Source organism: Micromonospora sp. CPCC 206061, assembly GCF_036906915.1.
In the GTDB taxonomy this organism is placed as follows: Bacteria; Actinomycetota; Actinomycetes; order Mycobacteriales; family Micromonosporaceae; genus Phytohabitans.
Genome location: NZ_JBAKHX010000075.1, coordinates 1 through 14,883 on the forward strand (window position 1 = coordinate 1; position 14,883 = coordinate 14,883).

Consider the following 14,883-nt stretch of genomic DNA (forward strand, 5'->3'; position numbering starts at 1 on the left):
CTGTCCGCCGGTCGCAAGTAGACAGTTAGCAAGATCCAGTTACACCGTTATCTTGACAGTCCCTCGACGATTTCGTGGGCGCTCACGAGCCTGGAGGCATGCAGCGGGCTGGATCCGCTCATGGTCATGAAATCCGCAATGATGTGCACGTGAGTAGTCTTGTCATCGCCGCTGGACGACGACACTCGTTGGGCCTGTGTGCCGACGGCACCGTGGTTGCGGTCGGCACGGGAACATCTGGTGAGTGTCGAGTCGAAGATTGGGTCCATGTGGTCGCCGTGGCGGCCGGCAACGTGCATACGGCGTCGAACACTGGACGATCCCACAGCGTCGGCCTCCGCGCGGACGGCACTGTGATGGCGACGGGCTGGAACGGTGACGGGCAGTGTGACGTCTCGTCATGGCGCGACATGACCCTTGTCGCTGCGGGCTGGCGCCGCACTTTGGGGCTGGTTGGTGACGGCACCGTGCTGGCTGCGGGACGGCTCCGCGAGGGGGCATGCAACGTGAGCGAATGGCGTGAGGTTGTCGGGTTGGCTTGTGGCGACTGGCATTCGGTGGGCCTCAGAGTCGATGGCACCGTCGTTGCCGTGGGGAACGATCGCCGTGGGCAGTGCGCGGTCGACAGGTGGCGTGACGTTGCCGCCATCGCGGCTGGCTACCTCCATACGGTCGGTCTCACCAACGGCGGACGCGTCTTTGCGGTCGGGGATCAATCGGCGGGCGCCTGTGATGTCGGTGCTTGGCGGGACGTTGCGGCAGTGGCGGCTGGCAGCTACCACACCGTGGGAGTCACCGCGGCTGGCCGAGTCGTGGCCGTGGGCAGCAACGATTACGGCCAGTGCGACGTAGCCGACTGGCGCGAGATCGTCGAGGTGGCAGCCGGATCCACCCACACTCTCGGACTACGCGCGGACGGAACAGTTGTCGCCGCCGGAAACAACAAACACGGTCAGTGCGACATCACCGGCTGGGACGCGATCCGGTCGCCCAGGTAGACGAGTGATTCCCTATGCGGTCGGTGGTCGTACGCGGTCAGGGAACGCTTGATCTCGGCGCTCGCTGCCCTCGAGGTCACCGACGAGCTGCTCGCCGTGCTGACCGACGCCTACCGCGCAGCCAGCCATGCGGGCGTCCTGCTCCACCGTTGGCGCGATACGCCCAAGTATCCGTTCACTCCAGCCGTACTCGAATCAGGGATCGCGGCTCCCGCCCGGCGAGCAGCCAGCCAAGTGCTGTGGCGACCAGCGGTACGCCGGCGGCGATTACGAGCAACTCCACGACCGGCACGCGCGCCAGATCGTTCAGCTGGCTGCGGGATGAGCCCGCCACTATGACGGTGTACGCGGCGCCGATGCCCAGGATTCCGCCCAGCAGCGCGAGGCCGCCGGCCGTTGCCGAGGTGAGCGTGCGCCGGATGCGGCCCGTCGCGCCCGTCGCGGTCAGCGTGCGTAGGTCGCCGGCCGCCTCGGCCCGGATCAGCCCGACGGTCATGGCTAGGATCGCGAGCGCGAGAACTGCTCCGGCCGTCGTCGCGATCGCGCGTAGTGTCAGGAGCCCACCGCGCTTGTTGCGGTCCTCGATGACTAGCCCCGCGTCGAGCGCGAGTTCCCTTGCCCCGGTGAGCTGCTCCTGGGTCAACGGCCGGGAGGTCTCGACCAGCCAGCCGGTCCGCACCGGCTTCCAGTTGTTGCGTCGCAGGGCCGCGGGAGTGAGGAGCGTCTTTGGAAGCGACTCGTACCGCGGGTTCGGCAGCTGCTCAGTGGTTGCCTGCGGGAGGGACTCGAAAAGCAGCGACAGGTCCGAGCGGGGCTGCGTGGTCAGCACGTCCGTTGTTTGGCTGATGCTGGCTGGATCGACGCCGTAGTAACGGATCAGCTCAGGTGTGGCGACCAACGGTACCGCCGCCGAACCGGGGAGCGAGCCCTGGTCAGTCTGCGGGCCGACGCCGACCGGCGGTCGCCCGACGCGTCCACCGCCGGCGTCCTCGGTTGGTTCCTCGACGGGATCTATCGCGATTTCAAGCGGGATGAGGGTCGGGTCGGTGAGCGTGGCCGTGTATCGCCGAACCTGGGCCTCGACCGCCGCGAGCTGGGCCGGTGTGCGGTCGGGAACGCGCAGGCCGGGGGAGTCGGTCCAGATGAGGAGCTGGTGGTCGGAGAGGTTGCCTTCGGCGGCGGTCTGCTCGAGGACTCTCGCCGCGACCACGGTCGCGGTCGGGATCGCGAGCGCCACGCTGATCGCGGCCAGCGCGGCGCTCGACCGTGCCTGATGGCGGGCGAGGTCACGTAGGGCCAGTCGGGGAGCGACCGGAAGTCGGGCGCCGATGGCGGCAAGCACCCGGATCGCCAGGGGGCCGACGAACAGCAGGGCGAACCCGATCGCCAGCGTGCCAGAGACGATCAGCGCCACGTCGGCGATCTCCAGCGCGTCGCGGGATGCCTCGTTGTTTCTTCGTTGCGCGAGCCGCAGCGAGACGATGCCCAGCACCAAGAGCACGGCCGCGGCCACCGCCGACCGGCGCACCCGCTTGGGCCTTGGCGGGCGCGAGGAAAGGGCAAGCGTTATCGGTACCCGGGCAGCGGCGCGCGCCGGCCGCCACGCCGCCGCGGTCGCCGTCAGGACAGCCAGCAGTACGGCGGCGGCGATCTGCCACCACGGCAGGTCCAACCGGTCGATGCGGTGCCCCGCCGCCGCCTCGAACCGTGGTGTCACCGTGAACCACACCAGGGCACCCGCGACCGCGCCGACCACCGACGCAGCGCCACCGACCGCGGCGCCATGGGCCAGCAACACGAGACGAAGGTGTCGTGGAGTCGCGCCGACCGCGGCGAGCAGGCCGAGCTGGCGCAGCCGGCGGTGCGCGACGACGGCGAAGCCGGCCGCCGCGATGAGGCAGACGAGCAGCATGCTCACCGCGAAGGCACTGAACACTCCGGCGGCCGCCTCGACCCACTCGTGTGAAGGACGCAGCTCGTACGCCGGTTGGCCGTGTTGCGCGCGGTACTCCGCGAACCGTGCCGGGTCAGCGGCTGTGAGCACGGTGACCGACTCCGGCGGTTCGGGCCGTGCCGGCGCGACGAGGACGAACTCCGCGCGAAGATCGCCGGGGTTCTCGACCAAGCCGACCACGGTCCAGGTGCGGCCGTCGAGCGTCAGCACGCCGCCGACGCGTACCCGCAGGTCCGTCGCCACCTCGTCGGTGAGCGCCGCCTCGCCGGGTGCGGTCGGGTAGCGACCGTTCAGCAGCCGCAACATCGGCCCGCTGTACGGACCGTGTGGATCCTGCGCCCGCAGTTCGACGGTCTCCACCGAGCCCGGGACCGGCAGGTACCAGTGCCCGACCACGTCGATCGTGCCGAACCACTCGCGCGCCTGCGCGATCCGGCTATCCAGCGGCCGCTCTTCGTCGGCGTACAACGTGAACCACTGGCTGGCGGAGCCGAACCTGGCGGTGCCCGGCGGCGTCGAGTGGTAGCCGGCTGACACGCCCACGACGGCCGCCGTGACGGCGACGGTCAGGAGCGTCAGCACCGCGGCCTGCTGGCGCCACTCGCGGCGGAACAGCCGCCACGCCCAGCGGACCACCGCCCGCCGGGCCGGCAGGCCACCGTTACGGCTCACTTGTTCGTTCCTGGTGCCAGGAGGGATTCCGGGCCAGGGCTCGGTGCCGTCTGGTCGACGATCCGGCCGTCACGCAGGAATACCACGCGGTCGGCCCAGGAGGCCATCTGGGCGTCGTGGGTCACCACCACGCCGGCGACGCCATCGTGGCTGGCCAGGCGGAGCATGCGCATCACCGTCTCGCCGCTCAAGGAGTCGAGCGCGCCGGTGGGCTCGTCAGCCAGCAGCAACTGCCGTTCACCGACGACGGCCCGGGCGATCGCCACCCGTTGGCTCTCGCCGCCGGACAGCTCGTCCGGGTAGCGGGTGGCCCGCTCGGTCAGGCCGAGCTTTGCGAGTACCTCCATCGCCGCTGCCCGGGCAACCTTGGCCTTCACGCCGTCCAGTTCTAGCGGAATCGCCACGTTCTCGACGGCGGTCAGCCCGGCGAGGAGGTTGAAGTCCTGGAAGACATATCCGATCGACCTCCGCCGTAGCCGCGCGCGGTCGTTGCGGGACAGGCGCGCCAACTCGTGACCGGCGATGAAGACGTCGCCGCTGGTCGGTTCCTCCAGCGTTCCGGCGATCGTGAGCAGCGTGCTCTTGCCTGAGCCGCTCGGGCCCATCACCGCCACCAGCTCGCCGCTGCGAACGGACAGGTCGACCTCGCGTAACGCGTGCACCTCGGTGGGACCCGATCCGTAGACCTTTGACACATGGCGTAGTTCGACGGCCGCGCTCATCGCCGTACCCCCGCGATCTTGCGGCCGACGCGCGGCGCGGACATCTGGTCCTCGACCGCGGTGCGAGCCGGTAGGCGCTTGAGCCGGGCGTCCGCGGTGTCGAGCCACCGGACGATCGCTTCTATCCGGAACAGCTCCGAATCCACGACGAGCGACAGCTCCACCTCACCCTCGGCGATCTCACCCTTCAGATGCGTGTACTCCTGCATCGCCTGCACGAGGTGCCGTCGGTGCGCCTGGAGAAGCTCGGGCAGGTCAACGCCTGGCACGCGCATTGCCACGAGCAGCTTGATGACGAGCTCGTCGCGCGGTGGCGGCACCACGTCCGGTGGCGTGCGCAGCCACTCGTTCAGCTCGCCGGAGCCGCTCGGCGTGATCGTGAATACGTTCTGGGGCCCGCCGGAGCCCTCCGACACGACAAGGCCGTCACGCTCCAGTCGCTGGAGAGTGGTGTAGACCTGCCCGACGTTGAGCGGCCACACCTCCCCGGTTCTGGATTCGAACTCCTGCCTCAACTGGAGGCCGTATTTTGGGCCCTCGCTGAGCAGGGCCAACAGGGCGTGCCGGATTGTCATACCGAGTATGATACTCAGTATATCGACCTAGCCGTCAAGAGTTCACCGTCCTCAGGTCGTGCGCCCGCCTGACCTCCGGTGCCGCACCACGCTGGGGGAGTCGCCATGCGAGAAGCGTCCAAGTCAGCACCGGGTCGTGGCGCTGGACGGCGGGTCCGTGCCCTAGTCAAGGTCCGACGAGAGGCCGACCTCCTCATGCGTCATCTCGCGCAGGCCGACGCAGTCGTGCTCCCAGAAAGCGTTCGAGTAGACGAATGTCCCGGTCATCCAGGGTTCGTAGGCAGACAACTTCACGACCTGAAATGCCTCATCGGGGATCCGCAACGATGGCTTACGGAAGCCCTGTTCCACAGCACGGCCAAAACCCACACGTGAGTAGAAGTGGGGATCGCCCTCCAGGAACACCAGTGGGACACCGCGCTCGTCGAGGTGCCGCAGACCAGCGCGGATGAGCGCAGAGCCGATACCGCGGCGTTGCCACTTCGGCGCGACCGCGAGTGGACTCAGCGACTGAACCGCCACAAGCCGCCGCGGCGCGTCTAGCAGCGCCGTGCTGAACAGGATGTGCCCCACGACCTCGCCCGCCTCCTCGGACACCAGGGAAAGCGCGGCGGGATCGGCGCGGCGCAGGGCGTCCACGAGCTGGGCCACCGTGCTGCCGTGTTCGCCGCCAAAGGCGGCCTGATGGACGGAGCGTACCGCGCTATGGTCACGCGGCTGCTCAATGCGCAAGGACATGGCCGGCAAGGTAACGACTCGGACCGTGGGCGCCAAACGAATTACCGCTCACTGTGCCTGCCGTCCGGCCGCGACGAGGACGCCGCCTACGGCGTTGGACGATCACATCATCCTGACTGCTACGGGTCGCTGTCGCACGTGCGGTATGCCGGGCCTTCCTACAGGACCGGCGCGGGCGGGATGTGGCACTCGGGCAGCCGACCTTGCGCGAGCAGTTCCGCAGGAGTTTCGCGTCGGTCTTGGCTCGCAGCTTGCGTCCGCGCAGCGCGGACGTGTCGGCCGGCTCGGCCAGATGCGCGGTCACGCCGGCCTTGCCCATTTCTTCGACGATGTACCGCCAGCCGGGCTGATCCGGCCGCGTTCCCATTTGCCGCTCATCGTGCAGCGGCGTCGGTGAGGATCGCCTGGAGTCGTGCTCGGCATTCGGCGATGAACTCGGGATAGGACTGCCAGTAGTAGGAGATTCCGCTGACGCCCACCGCGATGGCCCAGGCGCGGGCGCGGGCCCACGTCAGTTCGTCGAGGTTCAGGCTGTTCCAGTAGGCCTGTCGTGCGTGGGGCGGCAGATCCCAGACGGTGGAGTGTTCGGCAACCTCGTCCTGGTGCAGCGCCATCCCGGAGATCTTGCCGCCGGACGACATCGGAAGCCAGGCATTTCCCGTCAACCTTTCCCGGCCGGCGAAGTCGAAGCAGGAAGAGGGTGGGTCCGCAGTACCGTGGACAGCCGAATAGCAGAACTGGCGTAGGCTGCCCCAGCGTGTTGAGTGTGGATTGGACCGACTGCGCCCCCGAAGAGCACATCCGCGATGCTGGAGCGATCTTCGCGGTGTTCGACCAGCAAGACTCTGGCAACGTGTCGTATGGCGTCGAGGTCAGCGGCGAACGGTACTTCATCAAGACCGCCGGAAACCGCGAACTCGACCTGCCGCATCTCACCCACGAGCAGCGGGTCGGGCTGCTGCGCAATGCGGCCCGAATCAGTCAGGCTTACCGGCACACGGCCCTGCCGCTATTGCAACGCGTGATTGAGTCGCCGCACGGGCCGATGCTGGTCTACAGCTGGGTGGATGGCGAGCTGCTCGGTGTCCCTCGCGATGCCCGCGATGATCCGGCGTCGACGTTCTACAGGTTCCGGCACCTGCCGATCGAACGTATCGTCGCCGCGCTCGACACCGTCGTCGACGTCCACGACCTGCTCGGCCGAGGTGGCGAGGTGGCCTGCGACTTCTACGACGGGTGCCTGCTCTACAACTTCACAACCCACCGTCTGTCTATTATGGACCTGGACAACTACCACTCTGGTCCGTTTCGCAACGAGATGGGTCGCATGTTCGGGTCGACCCGTTTTATGGCGCCGGAGGAGTTCGTCAAAGGCGCGATGATCGATCAACGAACCTCCGTATTCACACTCGGGCGTACAGTGCTGGTTCTGCTCGGTGACGGCACGATGAACCGGGAGGCGTTTCGCGGTCCGGAAGGGCTCTGGAGCGTCGCTATGCGAGCATGTGAAACTGAGCCCGAACGGCGCCATAGCAGCCTGGCGGAGTTCTGCGCCGAGTGGCAAACGGCCAGGTCGATGTGACGCGTCGCTGCGTCGTCCGGCGGACGACGCTGGGGCGGCGTCGCTGGTCGTCTACGACGGCCGACTCGAAGTGGCTCGCCGCGAGCGGCTGATGACCAAGGCCGGCATCCGCCTGGTGGTACCCGCGCCCTGATTGAGGTGCTACTGCTGCACCCGGCACCTGCCCTATGAGCAGGCTGTCGCCGGGCCTGGCCGGCCACGCGCGCCGGGGCGCTGACGGCACGCCTCACCCGGCGCCCCGGTCGCGTAGCAGGCGCGGTTGGTCGAACCTGGTGTTGTCGATGACCACGTCAACCGGTCGCAGCGGATCCACCTCGGCCAGATACAGCCGTTCAGCCACCAGATAGCGGTCGCGGTGCACCGCCTCGGCCTGCGCGCCGGCCCAGTCTTGATCACGGTGGGTGCCCCGCCACACGGAGGTGTCCTCGTCAACGTCGATCCAGATCCGGAAGTCCCAGAAGTCGTTGATCTCCGGGCGGAACGCGAAGACGCCATCGACGATCAGCACCGCATTGGCTGCCGCAACCGTGACGACGTCACGATGCTCGACCTGGGTCAAAGGATCGATGCTGCAAAGCACGCACTGGCCGGACCCGTCAGCCCCCGCCGGTTGCAGTAACAGCCGTGCGACCGCCTCGTAGTCGAAGGCGTTGCGGTAGTAGCCCTCCCCGGACTCGCGGTCATACAGGTACCGGTCGCGCCAGGGCTTCTTGAAGTCATCCAAGCTCGCTCGCAGCACCGGCCGGCCACGGGCGCTGATCTGCTGCGCCAGCTCGTGACCGAAGCTGGTCTTGCCCGCAGCGGTCAACCCGTCGATGCCCACCCGCAGCCGCCGGCTACCGGCGCCCAGCACCCACTCGGCGACCTGGGCCAGCATCCCCGAACGCTGCTCCGACGCCGGGCGTGGCAGCGGCTGCCGCCACGTCGACACCGACAACTGCACCGCGGCCGGACCACCGTCCATGACCCGCAACCTATCGCAGCCAGCCAGCACAGATCATCAGCGCCGGCGGACATGAGGAGGATGTCCGATCACCGTGTCCAAGCGACGACCATCTGGTGCTACCGGCCGTGACCCCGGCAACGGGAAATTGCGCGGCGCGCGGTGGCCGGAGCGGTTAGGTTGCTGGGCGTGAGCAGGATTGTGTCGGTCAACCTGGCGGTGCCGGAGCCCAACCCGGCCAAGGGCGTTGGTGTCACGGGCATTAACAAGCGGCCGGTTGATCACCTGGTCAGCGTGCGCGCACCGGGGCCCAAGACGATCGGGCTGCACAGCGGCCTGGTCGGTGACCAGATCTTCGACATCGAGAATCACGGCGGCGACGACCAGGCGGTTTACGCGTACGCGCGGGAGGACTACGACTGGTGGCAGGCGCGGCTGAGCCGCCGGCTGGCCAACGGGCTGTTCGGAGAAAACCTGACCACCGAGGGTGTGGATGTCAACGGCGCGGTCATCGGCGAGCGGTGGCGCATCGGTCCACGGTTGGTCCTCCAGCCGACGTTTGGCCGCATCCCGTGCGCCACGTTCCAGCACAAGATGGGTGAGCCGCGCTGGGTGAAGACTTTCACCCGGGCGAACCGCCCGGGTGCGTACCTGCGGGTGCTGGAGCCGGGTGAGGTGTGGTCCGGTGATCCGGTGACCGTGGAGGACCGTCCGGCGCACGGGGTGACGATCGCGCAGGCGTTTCGGGCGTACCTGACCGAGCCGCAGCTGCTGCCCGACCTGGTCGAGATCGACGGGCTGCCCGACGACCTGCGCGAGACCCTCGCGGAACGGCTTCCCCGGCGGCGGTAGCTCGTGGTCCGGTGGCCGACCGGTCGCCGCCGCGCGGGCGGCGTTGCCAATACGGAGGTCTGCGGCGCGAGGCCAGACCCCCGCGGTCGAGCGCGAGTCAACGCGTCGGGAAAGACACGTAAACTCGGCTCGGCCGCGAGGGCAGCCAGTAGGGTTCTGGGTTGCGGGCGGGGCTTAGCCGGTGCGGGCTACCCGCGACGCTGGCTCGGTGTCAGTCGTCGGTTGCCTGGTAGATGGTGGTCCAGAAGTCGTGCATGACCCGGATCGAGTCGGGTGTGGACGCGCCGACTTGGGTGAGCAGGATTCCGGTGAGTTGCTTGTCCGGGTCGGCGTAGGTCGAGGTGCCGCTTCCGCCGTCCCAGCCGAACTGGCCGATGGGCGCGTAGTCGCCGCGGTAGGTGCGTACCGCCATCCCGAGGCCCCAGCCGCCGTGCTGTCCCTGGCCGTGCGAGATGTGGACGTTGTCGCGGGCAAGGGCGGTCCGCGCGGCGAGCTGCTCGGGTGTGAGGCGGTTGGTGGTCATCAGCTCGACGGCAGGCCGAGACAGGATCCGTTCACTGCCGTGCATGCCGTGGTTGAGCAGCATCCGGAAGTAGGCGTGGTAGTCGTCGACGGTGGAGACCAGCCCACCGCCGCCGCCCGGGAAGGCCGGAGGCTGGCTCCACCGTCCACCCACGGGCTCGTCCCACACGTGGAACTCACCGGTCGTCGGATCGGGGGCGTACAGGGCCGGCAGCCGGTCGATCTTGTCGGCGGGTACGTGGAAGCCGGTGTCCTTCATGCCCAGGGGGTCGAAGAGGCGTTCGCGCAGGAACGCCTCGAACGGCTGGCCGGTGACCCTGGCCACGAGCACGCCGAGCAGATCGCTGCTGATCTGGTACTGCCAGCGCTCGCCTGGCTGGTGCATCAGCGGGAGTGTGCCGAGGCGGCGCATCCACTCGTCCGGCTCGGGCATCGGCTCCGGCAGGTTGGGCGTGAGCCCCTGCTCGAAGATCGCGCCCATGATCGGGGTGCCCAGCACCGTCATGTCCATGCCGAGCCCGAACGTGGAGGTCAGCACGTCCCGTACGGTGATCGGCCGCCGTGCCGGCACGGTGTCGTCCAGCGGGCCGTCGATCCGCTTCAGCACCCGCCGGTCGGCCAGTTCGGGCAGCCACGGCTCCACCGGGTCGTCGATCCGCAGCCTGCACTCGTCGAGCAGGACCATCGCCGCCGCGACCGAGACCGGCTTGGATGTCGAGGCCATCCGGAAGATCGTGTCCCGCCGCATCGGCGCGCCACCGTCATGACGCATCGTCCCGATCGCCTCGACGTGCGTCTCTCCGCCCCGGCTGATCAAGGCGACCAATCCGGGGATCTTCCCGGACTCGACATGCCGTGCCAGTACCTCACGCAGGCTGCGTAGCCCCGTTGCCGAAATGCCGCTGTTGCCTTGTCCCATCATGAATCTCCTGACATACAGTGTTCGATCTTGCGAGACCCGCCCCGGCGGCGATCATGGGCTTCGATGAGCGACGCACGGGGGTCGGCGGGAGCTCGGCGTGTCCCAGTTCGGAGCCCTGAGGCCGTAATCGCTGAACCGTTCATGGCACCCACCGTCGCCAACCGCTCTGACACCAGGCCGTCACCGTCCTGACACCGCCGCTGACACGCGGGCGGGAAGGAGCCAGCCGGGCCTGAACCCGTGGGCCGCGTAGTTCAGACAGTCGATGAAAGTGGTGCTCGGCCCGGGCACGACGACCAGCTCGACAACCTTGCGACGGGCGCCACGCCCGGCGGCGTTGTTCGCGTTCCACCTGCCGCATCATGGCGACCGCTCGCTGTTGGCCATGCCATATCTGCAGCATTTTCGACTCGATAGGGTTGTGGGTCGTGACGGATGTACGACTGGAGCCGATGACCGAGGATCAGTACAAGCCGTGGCGGGTCGAGGCCGAGGCGCATTACGCGCAGAGCGTCGCCGCGTCGGGCCGGTCGGCGCAGGACGCGGCTCGCAACGCCGCTGACACCTACGCGCAGCTGCTTCCCGACGAGTCCGCCACCCCTGACCACCATTTCTGGTACGCCTACGACGGCGACCGCCGGGTTGGTTTCCTCTGGGTCAAAGTCACCCACGACATTGCGTTCGTCTACAACGTCGCCGTCGAACCCGACGTACGAGCAGTTGGGTTTCACCGAGACCGGCCGCAACATGGCCAAAGACCTGTGACCGCGACCCGCCCGGCTTCTGGACCTCCTACGACCCGCCGACGGTGCTTGAGCACCACTTCGGGTGGTTGCGTATGTGGCCGTTCAGCCGCGTTCGATGGCGTTCTGAAGCAGGCGACGGTGTTGCAGCATCCAGTCGGCCGCGCGGACCTGCCAGGCCATTAGCCAGATGTGCTTGGCATCGGTTGTCTGGGGTGTGATGCCTTGGACGCGGGCGTAGCCGGCGGTGTCTCGGATCGCGAACTCGATCATGCGGGTCACCAGGCCCGCCCGCTCACGTGCGGGTAGCCCGTAGCCGTCGAGGAACGCTTTCAACCATCCGGCCCGCACGTCGGCGTCGGGGAGCCCGACCAGGTCGGCGACGTCGTCGCCATGGAGTTGTGCGCAGTACCAGCCGGTCGCGGCGATCTCGTTGAGCCGATCGGTAGGGCCGGCGTATTCCCAGCCAATGAAGGCGACCGGGCGGCCGTTGCGGTTGATGATGTTCCATGGCGCGATGTTGCAGTGACTGACGATGGTGTGCGGGCCGTGTTGGTGCAGTGTCCAGGGCATCCAGCGGGCGTCTGCTGGGGCGACGAACGACGATGTCGCGTCGTGCAGGTGGCGCATGAGCTGGCCGACCTCGAACAACGCCGGCTCCGGCGCGTCCCAGGGTTGCGGGTGAACGACCTCGCCGTCGATCCAGGTCAGGATCTCCCGGCCCGTATCGTCGAACCCGTCGCCGACGACACGGGGACAGGCATCGAACCCGACGTCCTCCAGGTGCCGCAGCAGCGCATGCGTAGTTGCCGTCCACGGCCATGCCCGTCGCAGCGCGTGGGAGCCGACTCGTTGCACCGGGGCGGGACGGCTCAGGTCGGGTCCTGACACGGCGTCGACGTCACTCATCGAGCGACTGTGGACCACAGCCCTCTACCCGTCCACTCGTTTTCTGGTCCCTGGGAGGCCGCCCGTCCGGGTCTTCAAACGTTTCCCGGGCCACGTTCGCCCCTCGCCGTCGGTATCGAGTATGCCCGGCCACTGGGTTGACGGTGACGCCGCGCGAATCCCAGGGCCTTGGCACGGTGCGGCCGGGTCAAGCCATCGCGGTATCAGCTGACTTCCGGTGTTGCGGAGGGCTCCATAGTGCACGTCGTCGCGCGCGGGCTAGATGAAGCCGGCGCCGCTGCACGCTGCTGCCATCGCGTTGATGCGGGCTGAGCGTGCGTGTCAGCGCGCTGTCAGGGCGGTGTCAGTAGCGGCAGCCATGGTCAGGTGCACGGCCGAAATACGAGCCGCCGAGTACCAGGTGACGACCTCCCGATGGAGAGCATGATGCAGCAGTTCGATACCTCCGCCCCGATCTCCGCCGTCCCGGCGAGGCGAGCTGTGATGAGCAAGCGAAGGGCCGGCGCGGTGGGGCAGACAGTCACCGGCGCGGGCCGCCTGCCGCGGCGACGCCGGCAGGCCGGTCGAAGTAGACGCTGCTCCGGTTCACCCGTTCCGTCGATGCTGACAAGGCTCGAGCGGTGAGCCGAAGCGCATGCGGCTCGTTTGCTAGGTTCGTTCTGTTTGGTGGGGGTGTCGGGCTTGCCTCCACTATTGTGGTGCCGCTGGTTGCCACGCTTACCCGGCCTGGCCGCATTAGCCCGCCGCCGGCGAGCCCCAAGAGCAGCGACCGAGAGGAGTCAGCGATGAACCGAAGTGTGGCGTTGGCCCTGGCGGTAGTCGGCGCGGTGGGCGCTGTCGCGGCGATCTTCCTGCTGCCTTGGGCACATTACGGCCAGTTCGAGGTTGCCTTGCTGCGCTTTCCACTCTGGGGCCTGTATGTCGCCGCCGCTGCGGCACTGAACATGGCCGCGGCACTCAATGCAACAGTCGGTCACATGTTGCTGAACAGCGGCGCCCGGAGGTGGCTGCGGATCTCCGGAGTCGGGCTTGGCGCCGTCGCTGCCGGTGCCGCAGTCCTGGTCATGACGTACTACCAGGACGGAACCACGCTTATCGGCCCGGCAGTACCGCTGGTCTTTCCGACGCTCGGACTCGGTGGCCCGGTGGCGCTGATTGCGGCGCTCTGCAGCACGGCCGCCACCATCGCCGCGCCGCGGCGGAGCACACGCGCCCCTGCGGTCGCCCCCGGGCGGGCTCGACGCACGGTGCATGAGGCGCTCGAACAGTAGATGCCCGCCGACGAGTACTCATCCGCAGCAACCGCCGGCCTGCTCTCCTGACTCCGGTGTGGCGACGGGCAGCAATGTCAACGGGGCCGACAGCAAGCCACCGCTGATACCGGTCGCCAGGCCACGACCCGCCGGCACGGCTGTTTCGGATGCGGTGGTGCCGCAGCATCCGCCGTCGCTGGCGCCATCGATCCGGTCGATGTCCGGTGAGACGTTGCTGCTGCACACCCCGGTTTCGGGTAGATCGAGCTGTACGTCGCGGGCCGCGGCCCAGTCGCCGGCGAGCGCGGCGACGACCGAGCGGGCCTGTTCGTAACCGGTGGCCATCAGGAACGTCGGTGCCCGGCCGTAGCTCTTCATGCCGATGGCGTAGAAGCCCGGCTCCGGGTGGGCCAGCTCGTCCACGCCGTGCGGGGGCACGGTGCCGCAGGAGTGCTGGTTGGGGTCGATCAGAGGCGCCAGCGCACGAGTCGAGCCGAGAATCGGGTCGAGGTCCAGGCGCAGTTCGGTGGTGAGGCTGTGGTCGGGACGGAACCCGGTCGCGGACACGATCCGGTCCGCGGCGATCGTGCGGGTGCCGTCGGTCACCTCGACCCGGCCGTCCGATGTGGACGTGATGCCGTGTACGGAGAATCCGGTGACGAGTTCGATGGTGCCGGCTTCGACGTGTTGGCGCAGCCGGGTGCCGATGGCGCCGCGGGCCGGCAGCGCGTCGGCGTTCTCGCCGCCGTAGGTGCGGGCCGGGCTGGCCGACCGGATCGCCCACACCACCGAGGTCCCCGGCGCCTGGTCGGCGAGTTCGGCCAGGAATAGCAGCGTGTTAGCGGCCGAGTGGCCGGCGCCGACCACGAGTGTGCGCTTGCCGGCGAACCGGTCGCGATCACGGTCGAGGACGTCGGGCAGGGCGTGCTCGATGAACGTAGCAGCGGCTGCTTCGCCGTGTGCGGGGATGCCGGACGCGCCGAGCACGTTCGGTGCGGTCCAGGTGCCGGACGCGTCGAGCACGGCGCGGGCGTGCAGGTCTTCGCCGTCGGCGAGGCGGACCAGGAACGGTGTCTGTTCGCGCCCGGCGGTGCGGACCCGGTCCACACCGAGCCGGGTCACCGCCACCACTTGGGCGCTGTAGCGGATGTGCGGCTTGAAGGCAGGCAGGTCGGCGAGCGGCTGCAGGTAGTCGGCGGCCAGTTGGCCGCCGGTGGGCAGTACGTCCAGGTCGGGCTCGACCCAGCCGGCGTCGGCGAGCAGGCGACGCGCGGCGTGGTCGATGTTGTACCGCCAGGGTGAGAACAGTCGTACGTGTCCCCACTGCCGCACCGCCGCAGCCGGGCCGTCGCCGGCTTCCAGGACGGTGAACGGAAGGCCGCGCTCGGCCAGGTGGGCGGCGGCGGCCAGCCCGACTGGGCCGGCGCCGATGACGACGACCGGCAGGTCGTCCAGACGGTTGCTCATGACAAGGTCTCCAAGGCGTTGACGGTGAACA

At 68.5% G+C, this 14,883-nt stretch carries 13 protein-coding genes; 4 read left to right on the top strand and 9 right to left on the bottom strand.

Features of this window, described 5'->3' with window-relative positions; translation table 11 throughout:
* The first annotated feature begins 98 nt into the window (after positions 1 to 98).
* Positions 99 to 998: an RCC1 domain-containing protein gene (locus V6V89_RS33015; RefSeq protein WP_334623466.1), complete on the top strand. Its 900-nt coding sequence runs from the start codon at positions 99 to 101 to the stop codon at positions 996 to 998.
* Positions 999 to 1,173: 175 nt separating this feature from the next.
* On the opposite strand, the gene V6V89_RS33020 is transcribed toward V6V89_RS33015, so the two are convergent.
* From V6V89_RS33020 to V6V89_RS33040, 5 genes are all read right to left on the bottom strand, one after another.
* Positions 1,174 to 3,624, bottom strand: a complete 2,451-nt coding sequence (locus tag V6V89_RS33020) for an FtsX-like permease family protein (protein ID WP_334623467.1) — start codon at positions 3,622 to 3,624, stop codon at positions 1,174 to 1,176.
* On the bottom strand, positions 3,621 to 4,346 hold the full coding sequence (locus V6V89_RS33025; RefSeq protein WP_334623468.1) for an ABC transporter ATP-binding protein: 726 nt from the start codon (positions 4,344 to 4,346) through the stop codon (positions 3,621 to 3,623). Before V6V89_RS33025 ends, V6V89_RS33020 begins: the two co-directional genes overlap by 4 nt.
* Complete coding sequence (locus V6V89_RS33030) at positions 4,343 to 4,921, bottom strand: PadR family transcriptional regulator (RefSeq protein WP_334623469.1); 579 nt, start codon at positions 4,919 to 4,921, stop codon at positions 4,343 to 4,345. Before V6V89_RS33030 ends, V6V89_RS33025 begins: the two co-directional genes overlap by 4 nt.
* Positions 4,922 to 5,083: 162 nt before the next feature.
* Entirely contained in the window at positions 5,084 to 5,659 is a 576-nt protein-coding gene (locus V6V89_RS33035) for a GNAT family N-acetyltransferase (protein WP_334623470.1), read from the bottom strand.
* A 374-nt stretch (positions 5,660 to 6,033) separates the two neighbouring features.
* Entirely contained in the window at positions 6,034 to 6,273 is a 240-nt protein-coding gene (locus V6V89_RS33040; RefSeq protein WP_334623471.1) for a hypothetical protein, read from the bottom strand.
* A 143-nt stretch (positions 6,274 to 6,416) separates the two neighbouring features.
* Here V6V89_RS33040 and V6V89_RS33045 point away from each other — a divergent pair, with 143 nt between their 5' ends.
* Positions 6,417 to 7,241: a serine/threonine protein kinase gene (locus V6V89_RS33045; RefSeq protein WP_334623472.1), complete on the top strand. Its 825-nt coding sequence runs from the start codon at positions 6,417 to 6,419 to the stop codon at positions 7,239 to 7,241.
* Between the two features lie 226 nt (positions 7,242 to 7,467).
* Here the strand turns inward: V6V89_RS33045 and V6V89_RS33050 are convergent, their stop codons facing one another.
* Positions 7,468 to 8,205 carry a uridine kinase gene (locus tag V6V89_RS33050; RefSeq protein ID WP_334623473.1) on the bottom strand — a complete coding sequence of 246 codons (738 nt, stop codon included), beginning with the start codon at positions 8,203 to 8,205 and terminating at the stop codon, positions 7,468 to 7,470.
* Between the two features lie 168 nt (positions 8,206 to 8,373).
* Between V6V89_RS33050 and V6V89_RS33055 the strand changes: the two genes are divergently transcribed.
* The gene (locus V6V89_RS33055; RefSeq protein WP_334623474.1) at positions 8,374 to 9,036 is read left to right on the top strand and encodes an MOSC domain-containing protein; all 663 of its coding nucleotides are present in this window, start codon (positions 8,374 to 8,376) and stop codon (positions 9,034 to 9,036) included.
* A gap of 211 nt (positions 9,037 to 9,247) precedes the next feature.
* On the opposite strand, the gene V6V89_RS33060 is transcribed toward V6V89_RS33055, so the two are convergent.
* Positions 9,248 to 10,477, bottom strand: a complete 1,230-nt coding sequence (locus V6V89_RS33060) for a serine hydrolase domain-containing protein (RefSeq protein WP_334623475.1) — start codon at positions 10,475 to 10,477, stop codon at positions 9,248 to 9,250.
* Positions 10,478 to 11,328: 851 nt separating this feature from the next.
* A complete protein-coding gene (locus tag V6V89_RS33065; RefSeq protein WP_334623476.1) occupies positions 11,329 to 12,132 on the bottom strand; it encodes an aminoglycoside phosphotransferase family protein in 804 nt (267 codons plus the stop codon).
* A gap of 785 nt (positions 12,133 to 12,917) precedes the next feature.
* Here V6V89_RS33065 and V6V89_RS33070 point away from each other — a divergent pair.
* The gene (locus V6V89_RS33070) at positions 12,918 to 13,403 is read left to right on the top strand and encodes a hypothetical protein (RefSeq protein ID WP_334623477.1); all 486 of its coding nucleotides are present in this window, start codon (positions 12,918 to 12,920) and stop codon (positions 13,401 to 13,403) included.
* 18 nt (positions 13,404 to 13,421) lie between these two features.
* Here V6V89_RS33070 and V6V89_RS33075 read toward each other — a convergent pair whose 3' ends face one another.
* Positions 13,422 to 14,852, bottom strand: coding sequence for an FAD-dependent oxidoreductase (locus V6V89_RS33075; RefSeq protein WP_334623478.1), 1,431 nt, complete (start codon positions 14,850 to 14,852; stop codon positions 13,422 to 13,424).
* Positions 14,853 to 14,883: the final 31 nt, after the last annotated feature.

Coding starts and splice junctions, on each gene's coding strand:
- V6V89_RS33015 (WP_334623466.1), top strand. CDS start 99: ATGCAGCGGGCTGGATCCGCTCATGGTCATGAAATCCGCAATGATGTG.
- V6V89_RS33025 (WP_334623468.1), bottom strand. CDS start 4,346: ATGAGCGCGGCCGTCGAACTACGCCATGTGTCAAAGGTCTACGGATCG.
- V6V89_RS33030 (WP_334623469.1), bottom strand. CDS start 4,921: ATGACAATCCGGCACGCCCTGTTGGCCCTGCTCAGCGAGGGCCCAAAA.
- V6V89_RS33035 (WP_334623470.1), bottom strand. CDS start 5,659: ATGTCCTTGCGCATTGAGCAGCCGCGTGACCATAGCGCGGTACGCTCC.
- V6V89_RS33040 (WP_334623471.1), bottom strand. CDS start 6,273: ATGGCGCTGCACCAGGACGAGGTTGCCGAACACTCCACCGTCTGGGAT.
- V6V89_RS33050 (WP_334623473.1), bottom strand. CDS start 8,205: ATGGACGGTGGTCCGGCCGCGGTGCAGTTGTCGGTGTCGACGTGGCGG.
- V6V89_RS33060 (WP_334623475.1), bottom strand. CDS start 10,477: ATGGGACAAGGCAACAGCGGCATTTCGGCAACGGGGCTACGCAGCCTG.
- V6V89_RS33065 (WP_334623476.1), bottom strand. CDS start 12,132: ATGAGTGACGTCGACGCCGTGTCAGGACCCGACCTGAGCCGTCCCGCC.
- V6V89_RS33070 (WP_334623477.1), top strand. CDS start 12,918: ATGAACCGAAGTGTGGCGTTGGCCCTGGCGGTAGTCGGCGCGGTGGGC.
- V6V89_RS33075 (WP_334623478.1), bottom strand. CDS start 14,852: ATGAGCAACCGTCTGGACGACCTGCCGGTCGTCGTCATCGGCGCCGGC.